We start from the raw sequence: 24,270 nt of genomic DNA on the forward strand, positions 1-24,270 counted from the left end.
TATGCCTTACTTGTAAATGCCGAACAAAATGAGCGCCACCCCGAGCGCGATGAACGCGAGCCGAGAAAACGAAAGCTCATCCGCCAGCGAAAGCAGACCGATCGCCATCGTTACGATCAGCACAGTCGGGCCGACAGCAGCGAGCACGGCGTTAATGGCGAGCGCCTTTCTTACATCATTAAAGACCAACATCAGCAGCGCTGCACTCAGTTCAATAAGCGCCGACAACATTCGCATGCCCGCCATCGCCAAAACGGACGAATCGATCGATCGCAGCCAATGTTTCATGTGTCCCTCCTCAAATAGAGATGGATTAGTACAAACGTATGCGGGAACAAGCCGTTTCAGAAGAAGTTTTTGCCGGTGAAAACGGGGATGGACAACGAAGCAGGACGGGGCACCTTTGGCGCATAAAAACAGCACCGGCCCGGAACATTCCGGATCAGTGCTGCCCTTGTTCAGGTTCTTACGCCCGTGACACGTATGTGCCGTCAGCCGTATTGATGATGAGGGTGTCGCCTTCGTTGACGAAAAATGGCACTTGAACGACAAGGCCGGTTTCAAGCTTGGCCGGTTTCGAACCGCCGGAAGCGGTGTCGCCTTTAATGCCCGGCTCGGTTTCAACAACTTTCAGCTCAACGGTATTCGGCAGCTCGATGCCGATCGTTTCGCCCTGGTACATCATGATGAACACTTCCATATTTTCTTTCAAAAACTTGAGCTCATATTCGATTTGCTTTGCCGGCAGCTCAATTTGCTCATATGTTTCCATGTCCATAAAGACGTGTTGATCGCCGTTGGCGTACAAATATTGCATTTTGCGCGTGTCAATTTGCGCCCGGTTCACTTTTTCGCCGGCGCGGAACGTCCGCTCTTGAATGGCGCCGGTGCGCAAATTTCGCAGTTTCGAACGGACGAACGCCGCACCCTTGCCCGGCTTGACGTGCTGAAACTCAAGGACGCGCCAAATCTCGCCGTCGACCTCGATGGTAAGTCCTGTGCGAAAATCGTTGACTGAAATCATTGCCCGAAATCCTCCTCACGCTATCCGTTATAAAATGATCAGTTCTTTCGGCGAATGAGTGAGCGCTTCGTTCCCATCGGCGGTAATGACCGCATCATCCTCAATGCGCACCCCGCCGAGCCCCGGGATGTAAATGCCGGGCTCGACCGTCACAACCATGCCCGGCTCCAGCACCGCATCGGAGCGGGCCGAAAGCGTCGGCCCTTCGTGAATTTCAAGGCCGATGCCGTGGCCGGTTGAATGTCCGAAATAATCGCCATACCCTTGTTCGCGAATATAATCGCGCGTCAGTGCGTCAGCCTCTTTGCCGGTCATGCCCGCTTTGATCCCGCGCATGCCGCGCCGCTGCGCTTCAAGGACAATGCCATAAATCGTTTGCAGCTCAGCGCTGACTTGGCCGACGGCGACCGTCCTTGTCAGGTCGGAACAATATCCCTTGTAGTAAGCCCCGAAATCAAGCGTGACGAGTTCGCCGCGCTCGATCGTTTTTTCGGACGCCACCCCGTGCGGCAGCGCCGAACGGTAGCCAGAAGCGACGATCGTATCGAAGGAGGACGAAGACGCCCCTTGTTTGCGCATAAAAAATTCAAGCTCATTCGCCACTTCAATTTCTTTGACGCCCGGACGAATGAACGACAAAATATGAGCAAATGCAGCATCGGCAATTTCCGCTGCTTCCTTTAATATCTTAATCTCTGCTTCCGACTTAATCAAGCGCAACTTTTCCACGACATGGGATGTCGGCGCAAGCTCGGCATCAATCGCCTCTTCATACGCCTTGTACGCCGCATACGTCACATGCTCCTGCTCAAAGCCGAGCGTTTTGATCCCGAGCCGCTTCACTTGTTTCGCGATTTCATCGACGATCGGTCCGCTGTGCTGGACGATTTCAAATCCTTCAACTTGCTTGGCCGCCTGCTCGACATAGCGAAAATCCGTAATAAAGACCGCCCCTTGGCGGCTGACAAGCGCAACGCCGGCGGTGCCAGTGAATCCGGTAATGTAGCGGCGGTTGCAGCCGTTTGTCACCAACAGCCCGTCAAGATGCTGCTCTTCAAGCAACGCTCGAAGCCTTTCCAGCTTTTCCATGTTTCATTCTCCTCTGCCCATGAATATTGTAATACAAAGGCGATGTGATACGTTGGCGGTTGCCGATGCGCGAGATCGGCTGCGCCTAAAAAATATGGAAACCTTCTTTATTTTACCATGATCGCAGCAGTTTCCGCCATATGCGCCTGCTTTGGCCGACAGCTTAGCTTCCTTCCTTGGCCGCCTGCGGTTCAGCGCTTGGCGACGGCCGGTTCATTTCCTGCGCCTCGAAAGAAACCGAATACCCGACAAACACGCCGTACAAAATGTACAAGCAGAGCGTTGTAATGACCGTATTCGTCTCTAAATCCGCAACCGGCTTCACGTTCGGAAACAGCGGATTGAGCAAATAAAACACCACTACCCAAAGCGCAGCGCCATACAACATTCCCGCCCACATGCCGCGGATGTTCCTTAGCAGTGCATAGTAAAGAAGCGCCGCCGCAATGGAAATGATGCCGATCAACACAATAGCCGCATAATTGCCGGCTTTGCCGTATTTCCAATCGCCGGCGACCCACGGGATGAGAACCATGTTCGGACTGATTTCGCTGAAGTTGAAAAAGTAAGCCAAATAGCCCATCAAGCTCCAAAACACCCCGCCGACAAATCCGGTGATAATCGTTTTTTGCACGAGCGTCATCGGCCGTTCCGTTTTTTCTTGCTCCAGTTTTCCTTTCTGTTCCGCCATCATGCTACACCTCCTTGTCTGTTAGTATGACCTGCAATTTGCCGCCCCATGAATCAAGCAAAAAAATGACCGCCTCTGTGTAAATAATGGATTTTTTGGAAATCATAACAGTAACATCAACCTAGAGGTTTCCGGACGTTTCTTGTAGAATAAAATAATAAACATAAAAAATAGGTTGGTGTTTGCCCGATGAAACAAGAGAAACCGTTATACGGCGGCCAGGCGGTTGTCGAAGGGGTCATGTTTGCCGGCAAAACGCATTCTGTCACCGCCATTCGCCGCACCGATGGAACGATCGAGTACTTTTCCGCACCGCGCCGCGCCAATCCGACGCTGGCCGCCTTCAAAAAAATCCCGTTTGTCCGCGGCATCGTCGCCATTATTGAAGCGAGCGCAACCGGGGCCAAACATTTGCAGTTTGCAAGCGAACGGTATGACGTCGCCCTAGGGGAAGAACAGACGGAGGCCGAAAGCAGTTCCAACCTGACGCTGATTCTCGGCGCCGCCGCGATCGGCGTGCTCTCGTTTTTGTTCGCCAAAACGGTGTTCACGCTCATCCCAGCGTTGCTCGCCGCCGCTTTCAAGCCGCTCATCCCGGGAAAAACGGGGCAAATTTTGCTTGAAGGGGCTTTTAAGCTCGCCTTATTGCTCGGCTACATTTACTTTATTTCCTTGACGCCGCTTGTAAAACGTGTCTTTCAATACCACGGGGCGGAACATAAAGTGATCAACGCCTATGAAGCAGGCTGGCCGCTCACTGTCGAACATGTCCAACGCGCCTCGCGCCTTCACTACCGGTGCGGTAGCAGCTTCATTTTATTTACCGTCATCGTCGGCTTGTTTCTGTATTTGTTCGTGCCGACCGATCCGCTTTGGCTGCGGATTGTGAACCGGCTCGCCTTAATTCCGGTCGTGCTCGGCGTTTCGTTTGAGGTGCTGCAGTTTACAAATAAATGGAGGGACATTCCGTTGCTGCGCTGGCTGGGCTATCCCGGTCTATGGCTGCAGCGGCTGACGACAAAAGAGCCGGACGACGACCAAGTGGAAGTGGCCATCGCTTCGTTCCAGCAGCTTCTTCGTTTAGAGGCGGAAGCGGAAGCGAAAAAAGCGGTGCAGTAATCGTAAAGGGGGTGGATTCATTGCGGCACAGGGCTGTTCACCCGCTCGCCGGACTTATGATTTTGCTTGGGACGCTTGGCATTGTGTATACCCTTTTTGCCCATCCGACGGTGCTGTTTCGCCAGCTGTTGTTTGTTGCGCTGTTTGCAGCCGCGATTTATCTCTTTTACCGTTTCGTCTACCAACGCCGCACTAGCAAAGAACGATTGTCGTATCTAAAAGCGGTGCGGCAGTCGAAAAAGCTTCATCCCCGCTCCGCGCACAAGCAGCCGAAGCCGGCGAAACTAAAACGGCCGTTGAAAAAGCGAATGGCGACTCCGCATTTGACCGTCATCGAGGGCAAAAAAGGCAAAAAAAAGAATCGGGCTTCCTTTTAGCTTGATTCTTTTTTGTTTTGGGCGCTCAAAACGCCCACCGCCGCAAAAACTGCCGCGCCCGCTCGCGCCCATAGTCAATGAGACGCCGGCGCGCTTCCAGGTCGATGGAAAAATCGGTCGCAAGAACGTTTTCCACCGGCAAAAAGATGATGTTTTTTTCATGGCGGCGCGAAATATAGCGGGCGTCATGCGCCTCTTTCATCGCCTCAAACAACGCTTCGTACAAATCAAGCGCGTTGGCAATGCGCCGTTTCGGCCGCTGGCCGGGCTTGGCGCTCAATTGAACGCCGAGCACCGGCCGTTTTTTCGTTTCTTTTTCTTCATCAAAGAGAAACAGCGGAAAGTTGCTGAGCACCCCGCCGTCAACGATGAGGGAGGTGCCGTCCCGTCCGTGAAGGCGGACCGGCTCGAAAAAGTACGGAATGCTCGTGCTCATCCGCACCGCCTTGGCGATCGAAAACGAGCCGGGGTCAATGCCGTATATCGCCAAATCATCCGGCAGCACGACGATGCGCCCGTTCGTCACATCGGAGGCAACGATATACAAACTGTCAGCTGGTACATCCCGAAACATACGCACTCCGCGGGCAGCGAGCGCCGATTCGATCCACTGTTCAAACACGTTTCCCTTATAAACTCCTAAATGCCAATATAGACGCACCCACTTCCAAACAGAAAACGGAACCCACGACGCCCGTTCATCCAAAAACTGCTCCAGCCTAAGCTCCTCGAACAACTGCGTCATCTCACGGGCGGTGTATCCAGCCGCCAGTAGCGCAGCAAGCAGCGCCCCGGCGCTCGTCCCGGCAAGCCGCTTCCAGCGCAGCCCTTTTTCTTCAATGGCCTCATACGCCCCCAGCAACGCAAACCCTTTCACTCCGCCGCCGGAAAAGACGAGATCAATGTCCATCGCCGCCTCCCCTTTCTCGCTGTTTATATATATGTAAGAGAAAGAAAAGGCGTTTAGTACGAAAAACAAAAAAGAGCAAGCAGTCGCTTACTCCCCTTGCTCATTGCGCTTTTGCACGTCGCGCAGCGCCTCAAGACGGCGTTCGTCCTCTTGAAAATATTGCACCAAATCGCCAATCCGGTCGATGGCGTTCCAACTCAAATGGTGTTCAATCCCTTCCACATCGCGGTAAATGTTTTCTTCGTTGACGCCAATGAGGCGAAGAAACTGCTCAAGCAGCTCATGGCGGTACACAAGCCGTTGGCCGATTTTTTTTCCTTTCGGCGTCAAGACAAGGCCGCGGTACTTTTCATACACCAAATATTCATCTTTATCGAGCTTTTGCACCATTTTCGTCACTGAAGAAGGGTGAACGGACAACGCTTCCGCGATGTCCGAAACGCGGGCATAGCCTTTTTCTTCAATCAACAAGTAAATTTGTTCAATATAATCTTCCATGCTCGGTGTCGGCAACGTTTGTCCCCTCCTGCAACGTTTGCCTGCCGCCAGCAAATCCCCCGGCCTATACCGTCACTCCGATGCGTCGGCCCTTTTGGCAGACAAAAAGAGCAATCATTTCTATTGTACCATAAAAGGGGCATTACGTAAAATACTGCACCTCAGCCGCCGGGAAAAAGCGGGTAATGTACGAACGCATCGTTTCCTCCAGCTCCTGCGCCTCCTCGTCACGATACACGTATTTGCCGATGCCGTACCGCCCCCACTTATACTTGCGCTTCGATTCGTCCAAATCGAGCTTGGTTTTCGGGTAACGCTGCTCGATGACCCGCTTGGCCGGCTTGGTAAACCGATGCTGGATGAGCTCAAACGTCAAACTAGATAAATCCACTCCTTTCAAAACATTCGTACTCCTTTGCGATTTGCCATGACAGCTCATAAACGCAATGATACAATAAAACTAAGCTGAAAGGGGGGATGCAGAATGTCTCACGAGCTTGTCGAATTGCTTCGCTCAGTGCTGAAAGAGGAGTTGCAGCCGATTCATGAACGCCTCGACCGACTAGAAGCCGGACAACAGCGCCTCGAAGAACGGCAACAACGCCTCGAAGAACGACAACAGCGCCTCGAAGAACGACAACAGCGCCTCGAGGAAAAGTTGGACCATTTCATCATCGAAACGCGCAGCCATTTCAAAAAAATCGAGGACGAGCTGGCTGAGCATCGGCGTATGTTCGAGATACTGTCACATGATTGGCGTAACGCGAACATTGCGATTGAATATTTAAATCATAAGATCGGCCAGCACGATCTGGAAATGTATCAACTCAAAAAGCGGCTCGAACTCCAAGAAACAAAATAAAAGCGTATGCCCGATGACCGGCGCATACGCTCTAACTGCTTAGCTTACCCACGCTTGCGAATGCGGAAATTGTCTTCCAACAGCACCCAGTTTTCCGGATACGGATACCCGAGCACCCAGTAGCTGATTCCGCGCAATCCGTATTCTTTCACCAAGTCAAATTTCGCCAACGCGCTGCGGGCGTCCTCAAACCACACTTCATGTTGTCGCCCTTGTTCATCTGTATAGCGGTAAAACGGCGAGGCGGCCGCCGCATCGTATTGGATGGACGCCCCGTAGCGAATGGGGCTAGCCGGTTCGGGTCGCTCAGTTCATTGGCGGCGACAATCCGCTCGAGTGGAACGCCGTAACGCTGAGCCAACTGCCAAAGCGTCTCCCCGCGCTTTACGACATGAACAATCATGACGCTCCCCCTTTCGTTCCCTCCTTTTACCACTACATCTTGGCTTTTGCCTTTTATGTAAAAAAACGCCGGTTCCTCTACGGAAACCAGCGTTTCATCCATCCAAACCCATCCGTATCACCATTACAGGCCGCACTTCAGCTGGGCGCCGCAGTTCGTGCACGTGTTGCAGCCGCCGATCTCTTCAACCGTTCCTTCGCGGCAAATCGGGCAAATGTTGCCGATTTCGGAGCCGATCGTCACATCGGTGGCGCGCACATCTTGAATCGTATCGACAAGCACGACGGCGCGTTTTGTTTCTTTTTCCTCTTGTTCTTCTGGAAGCAGTTCTAGCTGTTCTTCGATCCGGTTTTCTTCCGCTTTCAACGTCAACACTTGCGCATCGCGGCTGCCGTCGACGTAGACGGTGCCGCCTTTCGCGCCGCCGCGCCATAAACGCTCGTACACTTTTTGCACTTGCTCGACGGTGTAGCCTCTCGGCGCGTTGACCGTTTTCGACAAGCTCGAGTCGACCCAGCGCTGAATGATGCATTGCACATCGGCGTGCGCTTCCGGCGGCAAGTCCATCGCCGTCACAAACCAAGGCGGCAAATGGTTCGGGTCGGCTTCCGGATGTTTGTCCAAATATTCTTGGACAATGTCCGCTTTCACTTCGATAAATTTACCCAAGCGCCCGCTCCGGTAGTACGAGAACGAGAAGTACGGCTCCAGCCCGGTTGAGACGCCGACCATCGTTCCCGTCGATCCTGTCGGCGCCACCGTCAGCAAGTGTGAGTTGCGGATGCCGTATTTCAAAATATCTTGGCGAATGTCATCCGGCATCCGTTTCATGTAACCGGTGTTGATGAACGCTTCGCGCAACTTTTGCGTTTCTTCTTCCGTTTCGCCGACCAAAAACGGGAAGCTGCCTTTTTCTTTCGCCAGCTCGATCGAGGCCCGGTAAGCGGTCGTGGCGATCGTGCGGAACAGTTCGTCCACAAGTTGATTTCCTTCCTCGGAGCCGTACGCTTTTTCGCAGTAAATGAGCAAGTCGGCAAGCCCCATGACGCCAAGGCCGATGCGGCGCTCGCCGAGCGCCTGTTTTTTGTTTTCCTCAAGGAAGTATGGCGTAGCATCAATGACGTTGTCTTGCATCCGCACCCCGATTTCAACCGTACGCTTCAGTTTTTCATAGTCCACGACTTTCCGCTCTTTGTCTACCATGTTCGCCAAGTTAATGGCGGCCAAGTTGCAGACCGAATATGGCGCAAGGGGCTGTTCCCCGCACGGATTGGTCGCCACGACTTTTTGTCCGTACGCGCGAGCGTTCGTCATTTCATTGGCATTGTCGATGAAGAAAATGCCCGGCTCGGCTGAATACGTCGCACAAATGTTGATCAACTTCCAAAGCTCGCGGGCGCGGATTTTCCGGTAGACGCGGACGCGGTAGCCCATTTGTTCCCATTCGCGCACATCGCCGACTTCATGCCATTTTTCATTGTAAATGCGCATTTCTTCTTCAGAATACGTTTCTACGTCCGGGAAGCGCAGCGCGTATTCTTCGTCCTTTTCGACCGCTTCCATGAATTCTTTCGTCAAGCAGACGGAAATGTTCGCACCGGTCAAAAAGTCCGGGTTGTGCACCGTGTATGTACCGCCGGTGCGCAGTTTTTCTTCGGCATCTTTGATAATTTCCTCTGTGAAGCCGCCGTAGTCAGGCGCGTTTTTGTACCGGACGATCGCTTCGTACATCGTTCGCTCCCGCTCGGTGAGCGGCGTGAATTTCAGTTTGTCGCGCGCTGCTTTTTTGATGCCCTCGTCTTCCATATTTTCAAGCAGGTAGCGCAAAATGCGCGGGTTTTGCATTTTCGAGACGATGAATTCGATAATGTCCGGGTGCCAGTCGGCCAGCATAATCATTTGGGCGCCGCGGCGGGAGCCACCTTGCTCGACAAGGTGGGTCAGCTTCGCAATGTCGTCAAGCCATGAGACCGACCCGGACGATTTGCCGTTCACCCCACGCGCAAGCGTATGGCGCGGCCGCAATGTCGAGCCGTTCGTCCCAACGCCGCCGCCGCGGCTCATAATTTCCATCACCTGCTTCCGATGTTCGGAAATGCCTTCGCGCGAATCTTTCACAAACGGCATCACATAGCAGTTGAAATACGTCACTTCCTTGCCTGAACCCGCCCCGTACAACACGCGGCCGGCCGGAACAAAATTCAAGCTGGCGAGCTCTTGATAAAACTTTTCGAACCACTCTTTCCGCTTTTCTTCGGTCTTTTCCACCGCCGCCAGCCCGGTCGCATTGCGCTTGGCGATTTGCTCATAGAAAATCTCGAGCGGCTTGTCGATAATGTCGAGCGATCGAAGGACAATGCCGGTTTCCGCCTCCTCGCCTTCGAGCACGTGCCGGTATTCGTCTTCAATCAACACGCGCGCTTTTTTCGCCTCCCAGTCAATATCGACGATAAAACCGAGACCGCGGGCTGGGAATTTCGGGTCCTCCTTGATCGTCAACACAACGAAATCGCCCGGTGTGAGCGTCAGCTTTTCCGTATCCTTAAACGAATAACGGTCCAACATGACCAAACGGGATACGCCTTTATGGGTGATGTGCATATCCGGCGTAATCGGATGCACTTGCGGAAATAGGCGGATATCCTCGTTCAGCTTGTCAATATTGATTTTCATTTTTTCGGACGACGCCACCGTCATTCTCCTATCTCTCCTCTTTTATATAATTATATAATCTCTCATGTTTTTGCCAATGTTGCCCTGTCTTCTCTACCTTACCATATCAAACAGAAAAAAACAATATATAGTATGATTTTTTACGAAAATCATACTATATATTGTGATTTAGAACAGATCATTTCGTTTTTGTCAAGCAAAAAAAGACAAAAAACGGCGAAAAACGGACCAGCCATGCCGTTTTTGCCAAAACAGGAGCGATGTTCCATATTGCCGCCTAACGCTTAAAGTTCCATTCATCGCTTTCGTATTTCGTCCGCGCCAGCTCTTCGACGTACGCCAACTCTTCGGCGGTGAGCGTGTACGGTTCCAATACGATGTTCAATCCTTTTTCAAATCCTTTGTAAAACGCTTCTTTCGCTTCCTCGATCGTCACCGTGCGGCTCGTCAACTCATTGATCGCGACGGCTTTCTTTTTAAAATCGCGCTGCAGACGCTCTTTCACCCGCTCGTTTGGATATTTAAACAAGCTGAACAGCAAGTCTTCGTCCAAATCGAGCAAAATCGAACCATGCTGCAAAATGACGCCTTTTTGCCGCGTTTGCGCGCTGCCGGCGATTTTCCGCCCCTCAACGACAAGTTCGTACCACGACGGTGCGTCAAAGCAAACAGCCGAGCGCGGGCTGCGCAAATCCGCTTTTTCTTCTTCTGTTTTCGGCACGGCGAAATACGCGTCAAGCCCAAGGAAGCGAAATCCTTCCAAAATGCCCTGGGAGATGACGCGATACGCTTCCGTCACCGTCTGCGGCATCGCGGGATGCGATTCGGAGACGATGACGCTGTATGTCAACTCTTTGTCATGAAGAACGCCGCGCCCGCCAGTCGGGCGGCGGACAAAGCCGAGGCCGTTCCGTTTCACCGCGTCTAAATCAATTTCTTTCTCCACTTTTTGAAAATAGCCGATCGACAACGTCGGCGGATTCCAGCCGTAAAAGCGGACCGTCGGCGGAATTTTTCCTTCGCTGTGCCACTCTAAGAGCGCCTCATCAAGCGCCATATTAAACGACGGCGAGCCCTCGCCGGAGTCAATAAAGCGCCATACTTCCTTTTTAGCCATCGTTCCACCTTCTTTTCAGAATCACCTTTACTAGTTTAGCAAACAACGCCGGCCAAGGGAAGAAAAATGGCATCGCGAAAACACTTTGCTTCCGAGCGGCAACTCTATATAATAGGAAATAGCGGACAAAGCGAAAGGAGGCATGACGGGTGGAAGCATTGCTCATTATTCTCGGGGCGGTCATCGTGTATTCCGTCATTACGTACTTCTGGCAGAAGAGAATTGTCAAAGCATTGACAGAAGAAGAGTTCCGCGCCGGCTACCGGAAGGCGCAATTGATCGATGTCCGTGAACCGGATGAGTTTGCGGCTGGACATATTTTAGGGGCGCGCAACATCCCGCTGACCCAACTGCGCATGCGCATGAAAGAATTGCGCAAAGACCAGCCGATTTATTTATATTGCCAAAACGGGCTGCGCAGCGGGCGGGCCGCACAAATGCTTTACCGGAAAGGGTATCGCGATTTGTACCATTTAAAAGGCGGATTTAAAACGTGGACCGGGAAAGTGAAGAAAAAAGCGTAGCGATCGGCAAAAAGAGGCGCGCTGCCGGACTAGGCAGGCGCCTTTGCTGTTGCGGCCGTCAAGGAGCCGTCTCAAATTCCGGCGGCAGGACGACCGCCTCAAGCACCGAAGCAGCCGCGCCGATGGCGCAGCTTTTCTCTTTCAGCTTGGAGGAGATGATAGACGGCTCGCTTTCTTTTTTGACGAGAATGCGCTCCCTCACCTCTTTGCGCGCTGCATCAAGCACGAAATCACCGGCCTGAGCAAGCGGGCCGCCGATAATGATCGCCTCCGGATTGTACGCGTAGATCACCTGCAACAGTCCGATGCCGAGATAACGCCCCGTTTCCTCCAAAATGCCGGCCAACGGTTCATCGCTTTCCGCCGCCAGCGCCATCGCGGCGATGGAAAAGCGGTCGTCCAGCCACTCCGAACGGCCTTCTTCGGCCAAACGGCGTTCAATATATTTTTGTGAAGCGTACATTTCCCAGCAGCCGGTATTGCCGCAAGTACAGCGGACGCCGTTGACATCGATCGTATGATGGCCGATCTCGCCCGCTAGCCCGTTCACCCCGCGATACAGCTGATGATGAAGGACGACGCCGGCGCCAATGCCGATGCCGGCGCTAATATACACAAAATGGGCAAACTCCTTGCCGGCGCCGAACCATTTTTCGCCAAGCGCCGCCAGTTTCGCCTCGTTTTCGACGATGACCGGATATTGCGGCCATCGCTTTTGCAAGGCCGATGCCAACGCCACATCGCCCCAACGCAAGTTCGGCGCAAAAATCACCGTCCCGCTTTCCGTATGGACAACGCCCGGCACCCCGATGCCGATTCCCATTACGCCGTACGGCGTCGTCGGCGCCCGGCGGACCGCGGCTTCAACCAATTCGGCCATCTCGCCGACAATCGCCTCCTGCCCTTCGGACGGGCGGAACGAACGCCGCTGCTCCCATATGATTTCAGCATTTAAGTTCGTCACCACGGCGTACAAATAGTTAACGCCGAGCTCGACGCCGACAAGCGAACCGGCGTCGGCATTAAAGCGGAGCATGAGCGGCCGGCGTCCGCCTGTGGAGACGCCGATGCCGCTTTCATGGACAAAATGCTCGGCGATCAGCTCATCGACGAGCGCTGAAACCGTCGCTTTATTCAGTCCGGTCGTTTTCGCAATATCGGCGCGTGAAATCGGGTGTTGGTCGCGGATCAATTTCAGGACGAGCTGTTTATTTATTTTTTTGACAAGAGTGATGTTCCCTGTCCTCACGTTTTCGGTCATCCTTTTCGTCATGACTTTTAGTATGCACCGCGAATGATGGATCAGCCATTGCTATTAGTTTATATAATAAACTAACTCGACTTTTCTGTCAATGCCGCCATAGCAATGCAGCTGTCCCCAAACGAAACGGCCCGCCCACTGTCGGGCGAGCCGTTTGTCGGTATCACGGATCAGTTTGTCGGCTTTTGATAGCGCAAAATCGGCTTGCGCGCTGCGGTCGTTTCATCAAGCCGCTTGACGACCGTCGTATGCGGCGCTTCTTGAACGATTTCCGGAGTTTCTTCCGCTTCCTTGGCAATTTGAATCATCGCATCGATGAACGCATCGAGCGTCTCTTTCGACTCCGTCTCGGTCGGCTCAATCATCATGCACTCTTCGACGATGAGCGGGAAGTAAGTGGTCGGCGGATGGAAGCCGAAATCAAGCAGCCGTTTCGCGATGTCAAGCGTTCTGACGCCAAGTTTCTTTTGCCGCTTGCCGGATAAGACAAACTCATGCTTGCAATGGCGGTCATACGGCAAATCGTAATACTCGGCAAGACGGCGCATCATATAGTTGGCGTTTAAAACGGCGTATTCGCTCACCGCTTTCAAACCGTCCGGCCCCATCGAGCGGATGTACGTGTACGCCCGGACGTTGATGCCGAAATTGCCGTAAAACGGCTTGACGCGGCCGATTGACTGTGGACGGTCGTAGTCAAGGTAGCAACGGCCGTTTTCCCCTTTGGCGATGACCGGTTTCGGCAAAAACGGCACAAGGTCAGCTTTCACCCCGACCGGGCCCGATCCTGGCCCTCCGCCGCCGTGCGGGCCGGTGAACGTTTTATGCAAGTTCAAATGGACGACGTCAAAGCCCATATCGCCGGGGCGCGCCTTGCCGAGGATGGCGTTTAAGTTCGCGCCGTCATAGTACAGCTTGCCGCCCGCTGCATGGACGATTTCCGCCATTTCGACGATTTGCTCTTCAAACAGCCCGAGCGTGTTCGGGTTCGTGAGCATGAGCGCCGCTGTGTCAGGGCCGACGACGCGCCGCAAATCCTCCAAATCAACAAGGCCGGCGGCAGTCGATTTGACCGTCACTGTCTCAAACCCCGCAACGGTTGCCGACGCCGGATTCGTACCGTGCGCCGAATCCGGGACGATTACCTTCGTCCGGTTGAAATCGCCGTTGGCCTCATGGTAAGCGCGGATCATCATGAGCCCGGTCCACTCGCCATGGGCGCCGGCGGCCGGCTGCAAGGTGACCGCATCCATGCCCGTGATTTCTTTTAAATGCTCCTGCAAGTCGTACATCAACTCAAGCGCCCCTTGCACCGTTTCTTCCGGCTGCAGCGGGTGGATGTGGGCAAACCCGGCGAGACGGGCGACGTTTTCATTGATTTTCGGATTGTATTTCATCGTGCACGATCCAAGCGGGTAAAACCCGGAATCAACGCCGTGGTTTCGCTTGGAAAGCGCCGTGTAATGGCGCATCAAATCGAGCTCCGATACTTCCGGCAGCTCCGGTTCTTCAGAACGCAAATAATCGGGCGGCACAAGCTCGCTGACATCGACAGCCGGAACATCGAGCGCCGGCAGGCTGTAGGCGAGCCGTCCCGGCTTGCTTCGTTCGAAAATAAGCGGTTGATCGTTATGCATGGCAATCCCCCAATTCATTGACGAACCGATCGATTTCTTCTTTCGTGCGCAGTTCGGTGACAGCAACAAGCATATGATTGGAAAGTTCCGGATAATCACCGCCAAGGTCGCAGCCGCCGATGATCCCCTTTTCGAGCAGGCGGGCGTTCACCTCAGAAACCGGACGGTTGAGCCGGATGACGAATTCATTGAAAAATGGACCGGCAAACGGCGACACAACCCCGTGCTGTTCGAATGCCTGTTTCGCATAATGCGCCTTTTGCATGTTCATCGTCGCCATCTCTTTTACGCCCCGTTTTCCGAGCGCCGAGAGCGCCACCGAGGCGGCGAGGGCATTCAGCGCCTGGTTCGAGCAAATATTGGATGTCGCTTTATCGCGGCGGATATGCTGCTCGCGCGCCTGCAGCGTCAACACAAACCCGCGGCGCCCGTCTTCATCTTTCGTTTGCCCGACGAGCCGGCCTGGAATTTTCCGCATCAGCGGCGCTTTGACAGCGAAATACCCGCAATGTGGGCCGCCGAACTGCATCGGGATGCCAAACGGCTGCATATCGCCGACGACGATGTCCGCCCCCAATGCGCCGGGCGGGGTCAAAATGCCAAGGGCAAGCGGATTGCTCGCGACAATGAACAGGCTTTTCTTTTCATGGACGAGTGGCTCCATCGCCTTGAGCGGCTCGATTTGCCCGAAGAAGTTCGGGTATTGGACGACCACACACGCCACGTCATCCCCTATTTCCGCTTCAAGCGCTTGAAGATCGGTAACACCGCCGTCGTACGCAATTTCTTTTACCTCTAATCTCTGCCCTTTCGCATACGTGCGCACGACATCGCGGTATTGCGGGTGAACGGCCGCGGAAATAAGCACTTTCGTCCGCTTCGTATGAGCGGCAGCAAGCAGCACCGCTTCCGCGAGCGCCGTGCCGCCGTCGTACATCGACGAATTGGCGACATCCATGCCTGTCAGCTCGCATACCATCGTTTGGAACTCAAAAATGGCTTGCAGTTCGCCTTGGGAAATCTCCGGCTGGTACGGCGTATACGCCGTATAAAATTCGGAGCGCGACAGGACGTGGTCGACCACGGCCGGAATATAGTGGTCATACACGCCCGCTCCTAAAAAGGAAACATATTGCTTGGCGTTGGCGTTTTTGTCCGCTAACGCGCTTAACTCTTTCCATAGCTCCGGCTCCGACTTCGCCGGTTTCACGTTCAACTCGCCGCGAAAACGCACTTGTTCTGGAATGTCGGCGAACAGCTCATCAATGGATGCAACGCCGATCGTTCGCAACATTTCCTGCTTGTCTTCTTCCGTCATCGGCAAATAACGATGGAGCACCGTATTTTCCTCCTTGCTTATGACTTCGTCCGCTTGTAAAACGGGATCGGTACAATCTTCGCCTTCAAGCGCTTGCCGCGAATGTCCACCTCCACGACCTGACCGGCTGCGGCAACATCCGCTGTCACGAGCGCCAACCCGATGTTTTTCTTCAGCGTCGGCGACTGCGTGCCGGTCGTAATGAATCCGACTTCAGCGCTCCCGGCAAATACCCGGTAGCCATGGCGCGGAATGCCGCGGTCCATCATCTCGATGCCGACAAGCCGCCGCGGCGGTCCGGCTTCTTTTTGCCGCTTTAACGCGGCCTGGCCGATAAACGGCGATTCTTTTTCCGTTTTGACGGCAAACCCGAGCCCGGCTTCAAGCGGGGAGATCGTTTCGGACAATTCTTGGCCGTAAAGCGGCAGACACGCCTCAAACCGGAGCGTATCGCGCGCTCCCAGTCCGCATGGGAGGACGCCGTCTTCGGCCCCGGCTGTTAAAATGGCCTCCCATAACGTGATGGCATCCTCTGCCTGGCAATAGATCTCGAACCCGTCTTCGCCCGTATAGCCGGTGCGCGAGACGAGCGCCTTTACGCCGGCCACTTCCACATTGTCTTGGAACGAAAACGGACGCATCGCCGGCAAATCCAGATTGGTTAATTTTTGCAGCACGCGTTCGGCCGCTGGTCCTTGCAGAGCAAGCTGCGCCGTTTGCGCTGAAACGTTGTCAAGCTCGACATCCGCATCGATGTGCTCATTCAGCCAGGCAAAATCTTTTTCCGTATTGGCGGCGTTGACGACAAGCAAATAGTCGCTCTCTCCTTTTTGATAAATAAGCAAATCATCGACCGTGCCGCCATCTTCGTTGCACATGAGCGTGTATTGCGCCCGCCCTGGACGAAGCTTGGCGACATCGTTCGTCATCAGTTTTTGCAAAAAGGCAAGGCTTCCGCGGCCGCGGACCGCAATTTCCCCCATGTGGGAGACGTCAAACAGTCCGGCGCGCGTCCTTACCGCTTCATGCTCTTCCTTGATGCTTGCAAACTGCACCGGCATTTCCCAGCCGCCAAATTCGACTGTTTTGGCGTTGTAACGGGCGTATACCGGAAATAGCGGCGTGCGCTTTAACAAGGCGATTCCCTCCCTCATCGAAATGCATGACGCAAAAAAGGACAGACTCCCCCCTTTGCGAAAAAGAGAGGCTCTGTCCTGGCACCTGAAAGTTTCCCGTCGGCCGCTTGCCTGCGCCTTGGCGGCAGCGAGGTCCCGACGGTTTCCCCTTGGGTGGCCCGCCGATAGGCAGGCGCTCTCCAGAGCTGCGTCAAGCAAGAGTCTTTTTGCCTGAGAGATTCGCGTTTCCGCTTGCTCCTTCGGCGCTACATTCCGTAGTCTCTCCCCTTGCCGTCATCCGCCGATCAATAAAATTTTCCAAAGCGGGCATACTAAGAAACGCCCTTGACCGCCATTCATGCGAATGTTCTAAATTTATACTACCATTAACCACTCAAAAAGGGCAATAGGAAATGATCGAACTTTTATAGAAATTAGTCATCAAAATGTTCTTGTTTTGTCTAACAAAGAGGGTTTTTACGGAATAAACATTCGTTACAAGGGAAGGGGATGGACATGAACATTGCGATCGAAATGGACGAGACGTGGAAAAAGGAATTTCTTGAGCGCATTGAAAAAGACGGGCCGTGGGCAAGCTGGGAAATGTATGAGCTGGCGTTAGAGGCAGCCCATCATTTAAGCGTGCCGGAATTTGACGGCCTGCAGGCGCCTAAGCACTTGCCGCATTTGACGATCCTCCCGCACCAGCTCGAAGTGGCGCGCCGCGTCGTTGAAGAGATGAACGGCAAAGCGATTTTGGCCGATGAAGTCGGACTTGGCAAAACGATTGAAGCCGGGCTCGTCCTAAAAGAGTATATGATTCGCGGCCTTGTGAAAAAAGCGCTCATTCTCGTTCCCGCCTCCCTTGTTTCACAATGGGTGAAAGAATTGAACGAAAAGTTTTTCATCCCGGCCGTCCAGCAAAAAAAGAGCTACATCTGGGAACAGTGCGACATTGTGGTTTCTTCGATCGATACAGCGAAAAAGGAGCCGCACCGCTCCATCATTTACGAACAGCCATACGATATGATCATCATCGACGAGGCGCACAAACTGAAAAACAACAAAACGAAAAACTACGAGTTTGTGCAAAATTTAAAAAAGAAGTTTTGTTTGTTGCTGACGGCGACGCCGATTCAAAACCGGATTGAGGAAATCTTCAACCTCGTCTCACTTTTGAAGCCGGGCCATTTAGGCAACGCCGAGCAGTTTGCCAAAACATACGGCAAAACAAGGGCGGTGCAGGCGAACGAGCATTTAAAAGCGCTCGTCAACAAAGTAATGATCCGCAACCGCCGCGCCGATACACCGATCGAATGGTCGAAGCGCCATGTCGAGCCGGTGTTGATCGAGTTTACGGATGAAGAGCGCGAACTGTACGAAGCAGTGAGGGCGCTCCGCCATGAGCCGTTCGCCGGTTCGTTTTCGCTCATTACGCTGCTTCGCGAGGCGTGCAGCAGCCGTGAAGCGCTGTTTTTAACCATAAAAAATATGATGGAGAAATGCGAAGGAGCCATTCCTGAAGCGCTTGAGCAGGTGCTGGAAAAAATCAACGCCGTCACGACGAATTCAAAGGCGGAAAAAGCGCTTGAACTGATCCGCTCCATTAACGATAAGGTGATTATTTTTACGGAATACCGGGCGACACAGCTGTATTTGCAATGGTTTTTAAAACAGCACGGCATTTCATCCGTCCCGTTTCGCGGCGGCTTCCGGCGCGGCAAAAAAGACTGGATGCAGGAACTGTTTAAACACCACGCCCAAGTGTTCATCGCCACCGAAGCGGGCGGCGAGGGCATCAACTTGCAATTTTGCCGCTATGTCATCAACTACGACTTGCCGTGGAACCCGATGCGCCTTGAGCAGCGGATCGGCCGCGTCCATCGCCTCGGGCAGACAGATGACGTTTACATTTACAACTTCGCCGTCAAACAGACAGTCGAAGAGCATATTTTAACGCTTCTCTATGAGAAAATCCGCTTGTTCGAGCGGGTAGTCGGCGAGATGGACGACATTTTGGCGAAAATGAACCTCGCCAACTTGGAACGCTACTTCGAAGACGCCTTCGTTCATTCACGGAGCGAAGGGGAGATGAAAATCAAAATGGAAAACATCGTCGCGATGATCGAGCTGGCGGAGCAGCTCGGAAAGGAAGGAGGCAAACGGCATGCAGCAACATGAAATCCGTCGTTTTGTGGAGCGTTATTTTGCCGCCAACGGGTGCACGTTGTTGGAAGCGAATGACGACTATATGACGGTCCAGCTGACGCCAGAAATGGATAAAGAGCTGATGAACCGGCCGTTTTACTGGCATTACATCGAACGGACGGGCGGCGTCCCGCAGCCGATGCAGCTCACGCTGATTACCCGCCCGAGCGAACGGACGGAAAAGCTGAAAGGCGACCGGCTTCATTTCGGGGCGCCGCGGCTGCATCAGCTGTTCCGCTCGGCGCAAAAACGCGGCAGCTTCATTCGTTTGTACGAAGAGCCGGACGCCCCGCTCGCCAGCCATGCCGCCCTTCATCCATGGCTTGGGATGAACGTTGTCATTTCCTACGAATGCGACCGAAAAAAAGATGCCATCGTCTCTCTCGGCCTTCATCTCATCAGCGGCACGATCATCGAATCGTTCCACGAGCGGCTCCGCGCGCGCCGGCTGACGCCGAAAATCCCGGACTATTGTTTTACAATTTCGCCGCTCATTAAGCCGCCAAGCGGCATCGCCCGCCTCGAGCAATATATCCGCGGCCGCATTGCCGCCGACGATCATGCATGGGCCGAGGAAGCGCGCCGGCGCTGGGCCGACGATTTAGCTTTGCTTGATGAGTTTTACAAAGAGACGGAAGAAAAGCCGGAGTGTTATTATATCGAGAAAGAAGCGCTTGAAAAACAGTACAAGCCGCGCATCACCGTTTCCGTCATTAACGGCGGGCTGTTTTACTTGCTGCCTCGCACATCGTGAGCTGCCGTGCGAAAAGCCTGCAGCCTGAGCCCGGCGCGGATTCCGCCATCCCTCCCCATCAAAAACGCCCGCCGGCTGCAAGCCAGCGGGCGCCCATTACAGGCGGCGCCGAAACAACAAACGGAGCGAAAGCGGCACGATGCCGAACAAGCGGTAAGAGAGCGGCGGCCGCTCTTGTTTGCGCGCGCTCCGCCGCCGCGCCCGCTCCTCTTTTGGCATATCCATATACGTGACGAACCGCTGGGTGACAAATTTGACATAGTCGTTGACTGCCATCGAAGCCCCCCCTTTTTTCTTTTAGTTTTTCCTCATCTTTCCTTTTTTAACCGTTTTCCGAAAGAAGTCCCCTCCTCAAGAAACGTAAATGGCACAGCCCGATGAGTAGGCGGGAGATGAATTTCGGCCGGCGGAGCAGTTCACCCGTTTTGCTCCGTCCATTCCGTAATATCGAGCGATGGAAGGGCAACGGTGAAGGCGACCGTCCGCTGCAGTCCGGCCGCCGAGCGAACCGTCAAGAAAACCCGGACGCTCGCCTCCGTTTCCTTTTGCCACCGGCAGACCGCCTCCCCGCGCGGATACGTCCACTTTCCTTCCTGTTTCGTTGTCACAGCAGCCGTTGCTGCAATTTGTTCCTTTACATCAAACACCGCCATTTGCACGAGCTCGTCCGCCTCAGCCGCCTGCCGGACGGCGTGCGCCGCCTTCTGCTCCGCCTCGTATAAAAGTGCGGCATTCGTCATAAAAAACGCTAGCAGCAACGCGACGACCGCGACAAGCGGGAAAATCACCCCATCTTGGCGGCCCATTTGTCCTCCCCCCTTACGTCTTTTCCTCCTTGCCGACACCGCGCAAAGCATGAGGCCATAAAGCCTCAATGATGCGCTCGCTTCGTTCCAGGCTTAGCGCCGCCTTGCCTAAAACATCCGCGCCACAAACGCGTCGCACACCTTGCCGTCATCGGCTGTCACTTGCAAAAACAAGCCATGGGCGCCGATGCGATAGGACACCGCCCGCACATGGCGGAGCGCCGTCTCGTAGCCTGCTCCATTCACTTGACGAATCAGTTCCGCTTTTGGTGCAACCAACGAGAAACTGACCGTCTCGCCATTCCATTTGTGTAAGTACAGCACACGGCCATCCGTCGACCATTTTTTCGCTTCATTCAACTCGATTTGCAGCTGCTGCAAAAACAGCCTCCATTCCAAGCGCGCAAATCCGTCGCTCGGCTCTGCGGCGAGCGGGCGGACAGCAAGCAGCGCCGGGATGACCGCGGCCACCGCTAAAGCAACAGCCAAGGCCATCAATGCCTCAAGCAATGCAAACCCGCCTTCCTTACTTCCTATCGCTTGCTGTACCCGCACCGTTCTTTTTCGCGGCCGGCATAATCGTTCCAACGCACACAGACTTTCCACATCCGCCCTCCTTCCTCATACGCCCGAAGCCGAAACACCGTCCGCCCAATCGATGCCTTCGTTTCACCAACAAGCGGCTCCTCATACAGCGCAATGGCCAGCAGCCGCTGCGCTTGTTCTTCAAGAGCGAGGTTGTTCCGTTCAAGCTCCATTTGCATCAACATAGGCAGAAAAACGGCGGCCGCCGTCCATAACAGCGCCAACGCGAACAACGCTTCCATGAGCAAAAATCCGCGGCTACATTTTTTGCACATAAAACCGCCCCTTCCCGAGCAAAAACGTCACCTTGTAGCTGCCCCGGCCGCTTTTCACCCAAACAGTTCCCGCTTGCTCGATATTGCCATTATCGGTAAAGATGAGCGGATTACGGAGCGTGCCGAGCTGAAACCGCCAAGGCGCAGGAAGCGAGCGGACAACGACTGTCCGGCCGCTTCCTCCTTCGACCGCCCTATACTCACCGCGTCCATTGCTGAAAAAGACGGACACCTTCCTCCGATGGGCGATGGCGTGCTGCTGCGCGCTGTACAAGTCGACGCGCAGCACGGCCAGCATATGCGCTTCCTCCTGCTGGCGCACCGCCCCACCGAACGCCGGAACAGCCAACACCGACAGCAAAAGGACGACCGATAAAACGACCAGCATTTCAAGCAGCGTAAACCCGCCGTTACGAGCCACTTTCACTCACATCGCCGTTCGCGCTGATTTGGATGGCATGACCGTTCGGACATTTGTCCGACTTGATATAGCGGCCAGCGAGCAATTCCTGCACCGTCGGAATTTTGTTATGTTCCATCTCGTATGCCTTCACTTGCGCCTGCACGGTGTTCAGAAACGCTTCGCACCCTTTTTCGTTAATCATGCTGTTATGTTTCGCAATGTTCGGAATCGCAATGAGCAGCAGCACGGAAATGACCATCAGGACGATCAACATTTCAATGAGCGTAAACCCTTTTTGGTTCACAACTATTCCTCCTCGCTCGACAAATGTAGTTATCGCTTGTTTTACAAGCTGTTCAACATCGAAAACATTGGCAGCAAAATGGCCAAATACATGCCGACAATCAGCGCCCCGACAACCGACAGCAAAAGCGGCTGCACGAGCTTCAGCGCAGCCTCGGCCCGTTTTTCGATCATCTGCAGCAAAAACTCGCTGTAATGTTCAAGTTCTTTGCCAAGCTCGCCGTTCGACTGGCCGTGGCGGATGACAAGCGCCAGCTCTTGTTCGTAATAGCGGGCGGCGCCGATTAATCTGTCAAGCGCCATCCCTTTCATCAACCCATGGCGAAGGCGCCGGCCTTCCATTTGCAAAAATGGCCAGGACGACGGCTCGCTGAACACGCCGAGCGCATCATAAACCGACAACCCGGCCTGCAGCAAGCGCCCGAGCTGTCGGGCAGTCAGGCAGGTGAGGAACAGTCTCAGAAACGAAGCAAGCCCTGGAATTCGCAAGGCGAATTGAAGTTTTCGGGAGACCGGCCAGCGGCGGAAATAAGCGGTGTAAAACAGCCCAGAGAACACCGCCAAGACGGCGATGGCCGCCATCGCCATAGGGGCATGGGCGACCACCGCAAGCAGCCAAGCGGTGTGCCCGCGTTGTGGAGAAAACGCCGCCGCCGCCCGTTCAAACTGCGGCAGCAGCCACCATTCCATCAAGACGAGCATGATGATGAGCAAAGAAAGAAGGAACAGCGGATAGCGGCTGAAGCGGTGAAGCTGCTCGTAGAAGCGCGCTTTTTGCGCCAGCGCTTCCCCTGTCTCTGCCATGCCGCGCGGTAAATCGCCATGCCGTTCGGCAAAAAAGAGAAGGTTAACCGCCATGCGGTCGACCGACAGCGCTTCGACAGCCGCAAACAGCGGCAGCCCGGCGCGCAGCTGCTGCAAACAGCGTTCCACTTCCATCCGGCGGTGTGTGGGAGCCTGAATGGCCAAAAACTCAAGCGCTTGCCCAAGGGGGTAACCGCGCTCGAGCAACCGGCCGAGCCGAGTGAAAAACAACGCCTGTTCAGCGAGCGGCCACATTTTGCGTTTCATCTTTCTCCCCCTCCGACGAGCTCAAGCATGCGAACGGGCAGGTAGCCGAGCGCAATCCCCTTGCGGATCAAGCGCGCCAGCGTCATATAAGAGCGCTTTGGCTTCCCTCTCCCATTGGAGAGGGAACGAATCACGTCCTCCAGCGCTGAACCGCAAAGCAACTCATAAACAGCCGTGCGCCGGCGTCGTCCAAGACGGCCGCACGATGGATGGCAATCGTCGCCGCACAGCGGGCAGCAAAGCTCGACAAGCCGCTGGGCAGAGACGGCAAGCAGCGTCTCGGCCAAATCGCCGAGCGGAATGCCGAATTCATGCAGCCGGTAGACGGCGCCGACTGCATCGGCGGCGTGCATCGTCGAGACGACCAAATGGCCGCTCAACGCTGAACGGATGGCAATGGCCGCCGTATCATGATCGCGGATCTCGCCGACCATCAACACATCCGGGTCATGGCGCAGCGCCGCTTTTAACCCGGCGGCGTATGTGATGCCTGCTTTTTCATTGATTTGCACTTGCAACAATCGTTCGTTCTGTTTTTCGATCGGATCTTCAAGCGTGATGATGTTGCGTTGCCTTTCAGCTTGGCAAAGATCAAGAAGGGTGTAGAGGGTCGTCGTTTTTCCCGACCCCGTCGGGCCGGTCAACAGCACAAGCCCTTGCGGATGCTGCATGAAGGAAAATAATCGTGCGGTGGAGCGGAAGAATAAAGATAGTTCGCGAAGCGGCAGAGAGAAGCGCTGCGGCAGAAGCCGAATGACGAGGCTTTCATCGTAGAGCGTCGGCAATGTCGATAAACGCAAATACACCGTTTCCCCAAACTCAGCCACTTCCATGGCGCCGCTTTGCGGACGGCGTCGTTCCCCGATGTCCATGCCGGCTAAAAATTTAAAGTGGGCGATGAGACGTTCCGCCGTTTCCTTCGAAAGCACGCCAACGTCGACAAGCATGCCATCAAGCCGAAGACGAACAGCGGCATCGCGGCGGCGCGGAACGAGGTGAAGATCCGAGGCGCGGCGCTGCACCGCTTCGGCGAGAAGGCGGTTTGCCGTTTGTTCGATCTCGTTCAGCACATATTCCCTCCTTTCGACAGACTGCTTTGTATTTCGACGAGCATGAGTCGTTATCCTGCTTTTGGCGCAGCTTTTTTGTGAAATTTTTTTGAATGTCAGTCCACTCACTGCCAATAGTGACAAAAATCATTCCTCGCTTTGGACGATTTCATTATAATAACCATATCAATGATTCAT

At 54.3% G+C, this 24,270-nt stretch carries 26 protein-coding genes, 2 pseudogenes and 1 riboswitch; of the genes and pseudogenes, 6 read left to right on the top strand and 22 right to left on the bottom strand.

Annotated elements, in window-relative coordinates; all coding sequences use genetic code 11:
- Nucleotides 1-6: 6 nt before the first annotated feature.
- From QSJ10_RS10100 to QSJ10_RS10115, 4 genes are all read right to left on the bottom strand, one after another.
- Nucleotides 7-288, bottom strand: a complete 282-nt coding sequence (locus tag QSJ10_RS10100) for a YqhV family protein (protein WP_033009388.1) — start codon at nucleotides 286-288, stop codon at nucleotides 7-9.
- A gap of 178 nt (nucleotides 289-466) precedes the next feature.
- Entirely contained in the window at nucleotides 467-1,024 is a 558-nt protein-coding gene (gene efp, locus QSJ10_RS10105; protein ID WP_033016423.1) for an elongation factor P, read from the bottom strand.
- Between the two features lie 27 nt (nucleotides 1,025-1,051).
- Nucleotides 1,052-2,113, bottom strand: coding sequence for a M24 family metallopeptidase (locus QSJ10_RS10110; RefSeq protein ID WP_033009385.1), 1,062 nt, complete (start codon nucleotides 2,111-2,113; stop codon nucleotides 1,052-1,054).
- A gap of 163 nt (nucleotides 2,114-2,276) precedes the next feature.
- Nucleotides 2,277-2,807, bottom strand: a complete 531-nt coding sequence (locus QSJ10_RS10115) for a YqhR family membrane protein (RefSeq protein ID WP_033016421.1) — start codon at nucleotides 2,805-2,807, stop codon at nucleotides 2,277-2,279.
- Between the two features lie 186 nt (nucleotides 2,808-2,993).
- Between QSJ10_RS10115 and QSJ10_RS10120 the strand changes: the two genes are divergently transcribed.
- Both QSJ10_RS10120 and QSJ10_RS10125 read left to right on the top strand, forming a co-directional pair.
- Nucleotides 2,994-3,923, top strand: a complete 930-nt coding sequence (locus QSJ10_RS10120) for a DUF1385 domain-containing protein (RefSeq protein WP_033016420.1) — start codon at nucleotides 2,994-2,996, stop codon at nucleotides 3,921-3,923.
- A gap of 20 nt (nucleotides 3,924-3,943) precedes the next feature.
- Nucleotides 3,944-4,300, top strand: coding sequence for an SA1362 family protein (locus QSJ10_RS10125; RefSeq protein WP_033016419.1), 357 nt, complete (start codon nucleotides 3,944-3,946; stop codon nucleotides 4,298-4,300).
- 25 nt (nucleotides 4,301-4,325) lie between these two features.
- Here the strand turns inward: QSJ10_RS10125 and QSJ10_RS10130 are convergent, their stop codons facing one another.
- The 3 genes and pseudogenes from QSJ10_RS10130 to QSJ10_RS10140 all read right to left on the bottom strand — a co-directional run.
- Nucleotides 4,326-5,210: a patatin-like phospholipase family protein gene (locus QSJ10_RS10130; protein ID WP_033016418.1), complete on the bottom strand. Its 885-nt coding sequence runs from the start codon at nucleotides 5,208-5,210 to the stop codon at nucleotides 4,326-4,328.
- A gap of 87 nt (nucleotides 5,211-5,297) precedes the next feature.
- Nucleotides 5,298-5,723, bottom strand: coding sequence for a transcriptional regulator MntR (mntR, locus tag QSJ10_RS10135; RefSeq protein WP_033016413.1), 426 nt, complete (start codon nucleotides 5,721-5,723; stop codon nucleotides 5,298-5,300).
- A gap of 127 nt (nucleotides 5,724-5,850) precedes the next feature.
- Nucleotides 5,851-6,108: pseudogene (locus QSJ10_RS10140) on the bottom strand (spore photoproduct lyase family protein); the annotation flags it as partial.
- A gap of 84 nt (nucleotides 6,109-6,192) precedes the next feature.
- On the opposite strand from QSJ10_RS10140, the gene QSJ10_RS10145 reads away from it, so the two are divergent.
- The gene (locus QSJ10_RS10145; protein WP_033016412.1) at nucleotides 6,193-6,570 is read left to right on the top strand and encodes a coiled-coil domain-containing protein; all 378 of its coding nucleotides are present in this window, start codon (nucleotides 6,193-6,195) and stop codon (nucleotides 6,568-6,570) included.
- A gap of 44 nt (nucleotides 6,571-6,614) precedes the next feature.
- Here the strand turns inward: QSJ10_RS10145 and QSJ10_RS10150 are convergent.
- From QSJ10_RS10150 to QSJ10_RS10160, 3 genes and pseudogenes are all read right to left on the bottom strand, one after another.
- Nucleotides 6,615-6,854, bottom strand: a pseudogene (locus tag QSJ10_RS10150) (spore gernimation protein); the annotation flags it as partial.
- A gap of 242 nt (nucleotides 6,855-7,096) precedes the next feature.
- Nucleotides 7,097-9,670: a vitamin B12-dependent ribonucleotide reductase gene (locus QSJ10_RS10155; protein WP_053532195.1), complete on the bottom strand. Its 2,574-nt coding sequence runs from the start codon at nucleotides 9,668-9,670 to the stop codon at nucleotides 7,097-7,099.
- A gap of 253 nt (nucleotides 9,671-9,923) precedes the next feature.
- A complete protein-coding gene (locus QSJ10_RS10160; RefSeq protein ID WP_033010185.1) occupies nucleotides 9,924-10,763 on the bottom strand; it encodes a lipoate--protein ligase family protein in 840 nt (279 codons plus the stop codon).
- A 149-nt stretch (nucleotides 10,764-10,912) separates the two neighbouring features.
- Between QSJ10_RS10160 and QSJ10_RS10165 the strand changes: the two genes are divergently transcribed.
- On the top strand, nucleotides 10,913-11,287 hold the full coding sequence (locus tag QSJ10_RS10165) for a rhodanese-like domain-containing protein (RefSeq protein ID WP_033016410.1): 375 nt from the start codon (nucleotides 10,913-10,915) through the stop codon (nucleotides 11,285-11,287).
- A gap of 58 nt (nucleotides 11,288-11,345) precedes the next feature.
- Here QSJ10_RS10165 and QSJ10_RS10170 read toward each other — a convergent pair whose 3' ends face one another.
- From QSJ10_RS10170 to gcvT, 4 genes are all read right to left on the bottom strand, one after another.
- Complete coding sequence (locus QSJ10_RS10170; RefSeq protein ID WP_064213575.1) at nucleotides 11,346-12,536, bottom strand: ROK family transcriptional regulator; 1,191 nt, start codon at nucleotides 12,534-12,536, stop codon at nucleotides 11,346-11,348.
- Nucleotides 12,537-12,718: 182 nt separating this feature from the next.
- Nucleotides 12,719-14,185, bottom strand: a complete 1,467-nt coding sequence (gene gcvPB / locus QSJ10_RS10175; RefSeq protein ID WP_053532196.1) for an aminomethyl-transferring glycine dehydrogenase subunit GcvPB — start codon at nucleotides 14,183-14,185, stop codon at nucleotides 12,719-12,721.
- Nucleotides 14,178-15,524 (bottom strand): aminomethyl-transferring glycine dehydrogenase subunit GcvPA, encoded by a 1,347-nt coding sequence (gcvPA, locus tag QSJ10_RS10180; RefSeq protein WP_049625172.1) that lies wholly within the window; start codon nucleotides 15,522-15,524, stop codon nucleotides 14,178-14,180. Before gcvPA ends, gcvPB begins: the two co-directional genes overlap by 8 nt.
- A 17-nt stretch (nucleotides 15,525-15,541) precedes the next feature.
- Nucleotides 15,542-16,639, bottom strand: a complete 1,098-nt coding sequence (gene gcvT / locus QSJ10_RS10185) for a glycine cleavage system aminomethyltransferase GcvT (protein ID WP_033016486.1) — start codon at nucleotides 16,637-16,639, stop codon at nucleotides 15,542-15,544.
- 188 nt (nucleotides 16,640-16,827) lie between these two features.
- A riboswitch (glycine riboswitch) is annotated at nucleotides 16,828-16,916 on the bottom strand.
- Nucleotides 16,917-17,134: 218 nt separating this feature from the next.
- Between gcvT and QSJ10_RS10190 the strand changes: the two genes are divergently transcribed.
- Entirely contained in the window at nucleotides 17,135-18,799 is a 1,665-nt protein-coding gene (locus tag QSJ10_RS10190) for a DEAD/DEAH box helicase (protein ID WP_053532197.1), read from the top strand.
- A complete protein-coding gene (locus tag QSJ10_RS10195) occupies nucleotides 18,786-19,580 on the top strand; it encodes a YqhG family protein (protein ID WP_033016406.1) in 795 nt (264 codons plus the stop codon). The genes QSJ10_RS10190 and QSJ10_RS10195 overlap by 14 nt, the downstream gene beginning before the upstream one ends.
- Before the next feature lie 96 nt (nucleotides 19,581-19,676).
- On the opposite strand, the gene QSJ10_RS10200 is transcribed toward QSJ10_RS10195, so the two are convergent.
- The 8 genes from QSJ10_RS10200 to comGA form a co-directional block, all read right to left on the bottom strand.
- Entirely contained in the window at nucleotides 19,677-19,856 is a 180-nt protein-coding gene (locus QSJ10_RS10200; protein WP_033016405.1) for a YqzE family protein, read from the bottom strand.
- A 140-nt stretch (nucleotides 19,857-19,996) separates the two neighbouring features.
- Nucleotides 19,997-20,386 (bottom strand): competence type IV pilus minor pilin ComGG, encoded by a 390-nt coding sequence (comGG, locus tag QSJ10_RS10205; RefSeq protein WP_033016402.1) that lies wholly within the window; start codon nucleotides 20,384-20,386, stop codon nucleotides 19,997-19,999.
- 108 nt (nucleotides 20,387-20,494) lie between these two features.
- Nucleotides 20,495-20,896, bottom strand: coding sequence for a competence type IV pilus minor pilin ComGF (gene comGF, locus QSJ10_RS10210; protein WP_230581369.1), 402 nt, complete (start codon nucleotides 20,894-20,896; stop codon nucleotides 20,495-20,497).
- A 23-nt stretch (nucleotides 20,897-20,919) separates the two neighbouring features.
- Nucleotides 20,920-21,246: a hypothetical protein gene (locus QSJ10_RS10215; protein WP_033016399.1), complete on the bottom strand. Its 327-nt coding sequence runs from the start codon at nucleotides 21,244-21,246 to the stop codon at nucleotides 20,920-20,922.
- Nucleotides 21,230-21,673 (bottom strand): competence type IV pilus minor pilin ComGD, encoded by a 444-nt coding sequence (gene comGD / locus QSJ10_RS10220; protein ID WP_227412606.1) that lies wholly within the window; start codon nucleotides 21,671-21,673, stop codon nucleotides 21,230-21,232. The genes QSJ10_RS10215 and comGD overlap by 17 nt, the downstream gene beginning before the upstream one ends.
- Entirely contained in the window at nucleotides 21,657-21,953 is a 297-nt protein-coding gene (gene comGC / locus QSJ10_RS10225; RefSeq protein ID WP_080706542.1) for a competence type IV pilus major pilin ComGC, read from the bottom strand. The genes comGD and comGC overlap by 17 nt, the downstream gene beginning before the upstream one ends.
- Before the next feature lie 41 nt (nucleotides 21,954-21,994).
- Complete coding sequence (gene comGB / locus QSJ10_RS10230) at nucleotides 21,995-23,023, bottom strand: competence type IV pilus assembly protein ComGB (protein ID WP_033016395.1); 1,029 nt, start codon at nucleotides 23,021-23,023, stop codon at nucleotides 21,995-21,997.
- Nucleotides 23,020-24,093, bottom strand: a complete 1,074-nt coding sequence (gene comGA, locus QSJ10_RS10235; protein WP_011231917.1) for a competence type IV pilus ATPase ComGA — start codon at nucleotides 24,091-24,093, stop codon at nucleotides 23,020-23,022. The genes comGB and comGA overlap by 4 nt, the downstream gene beginning before the upstream one ends.
- Nucleotides 24,094-24,270 lie beyond the last annotated feature (177 nt).

The sequence above is a fragment of the Geobacillus stearothermophilus ATCC 12980 genome (genome assembly GCF_030369615.1).
GTDB classification, from domain to species: domain Bacteria; phylum Bacillota; class Bacilli; order Bacillales; family Anoxybacillaceae; genus Geobacillus; species Geobacillus stearothermophilus.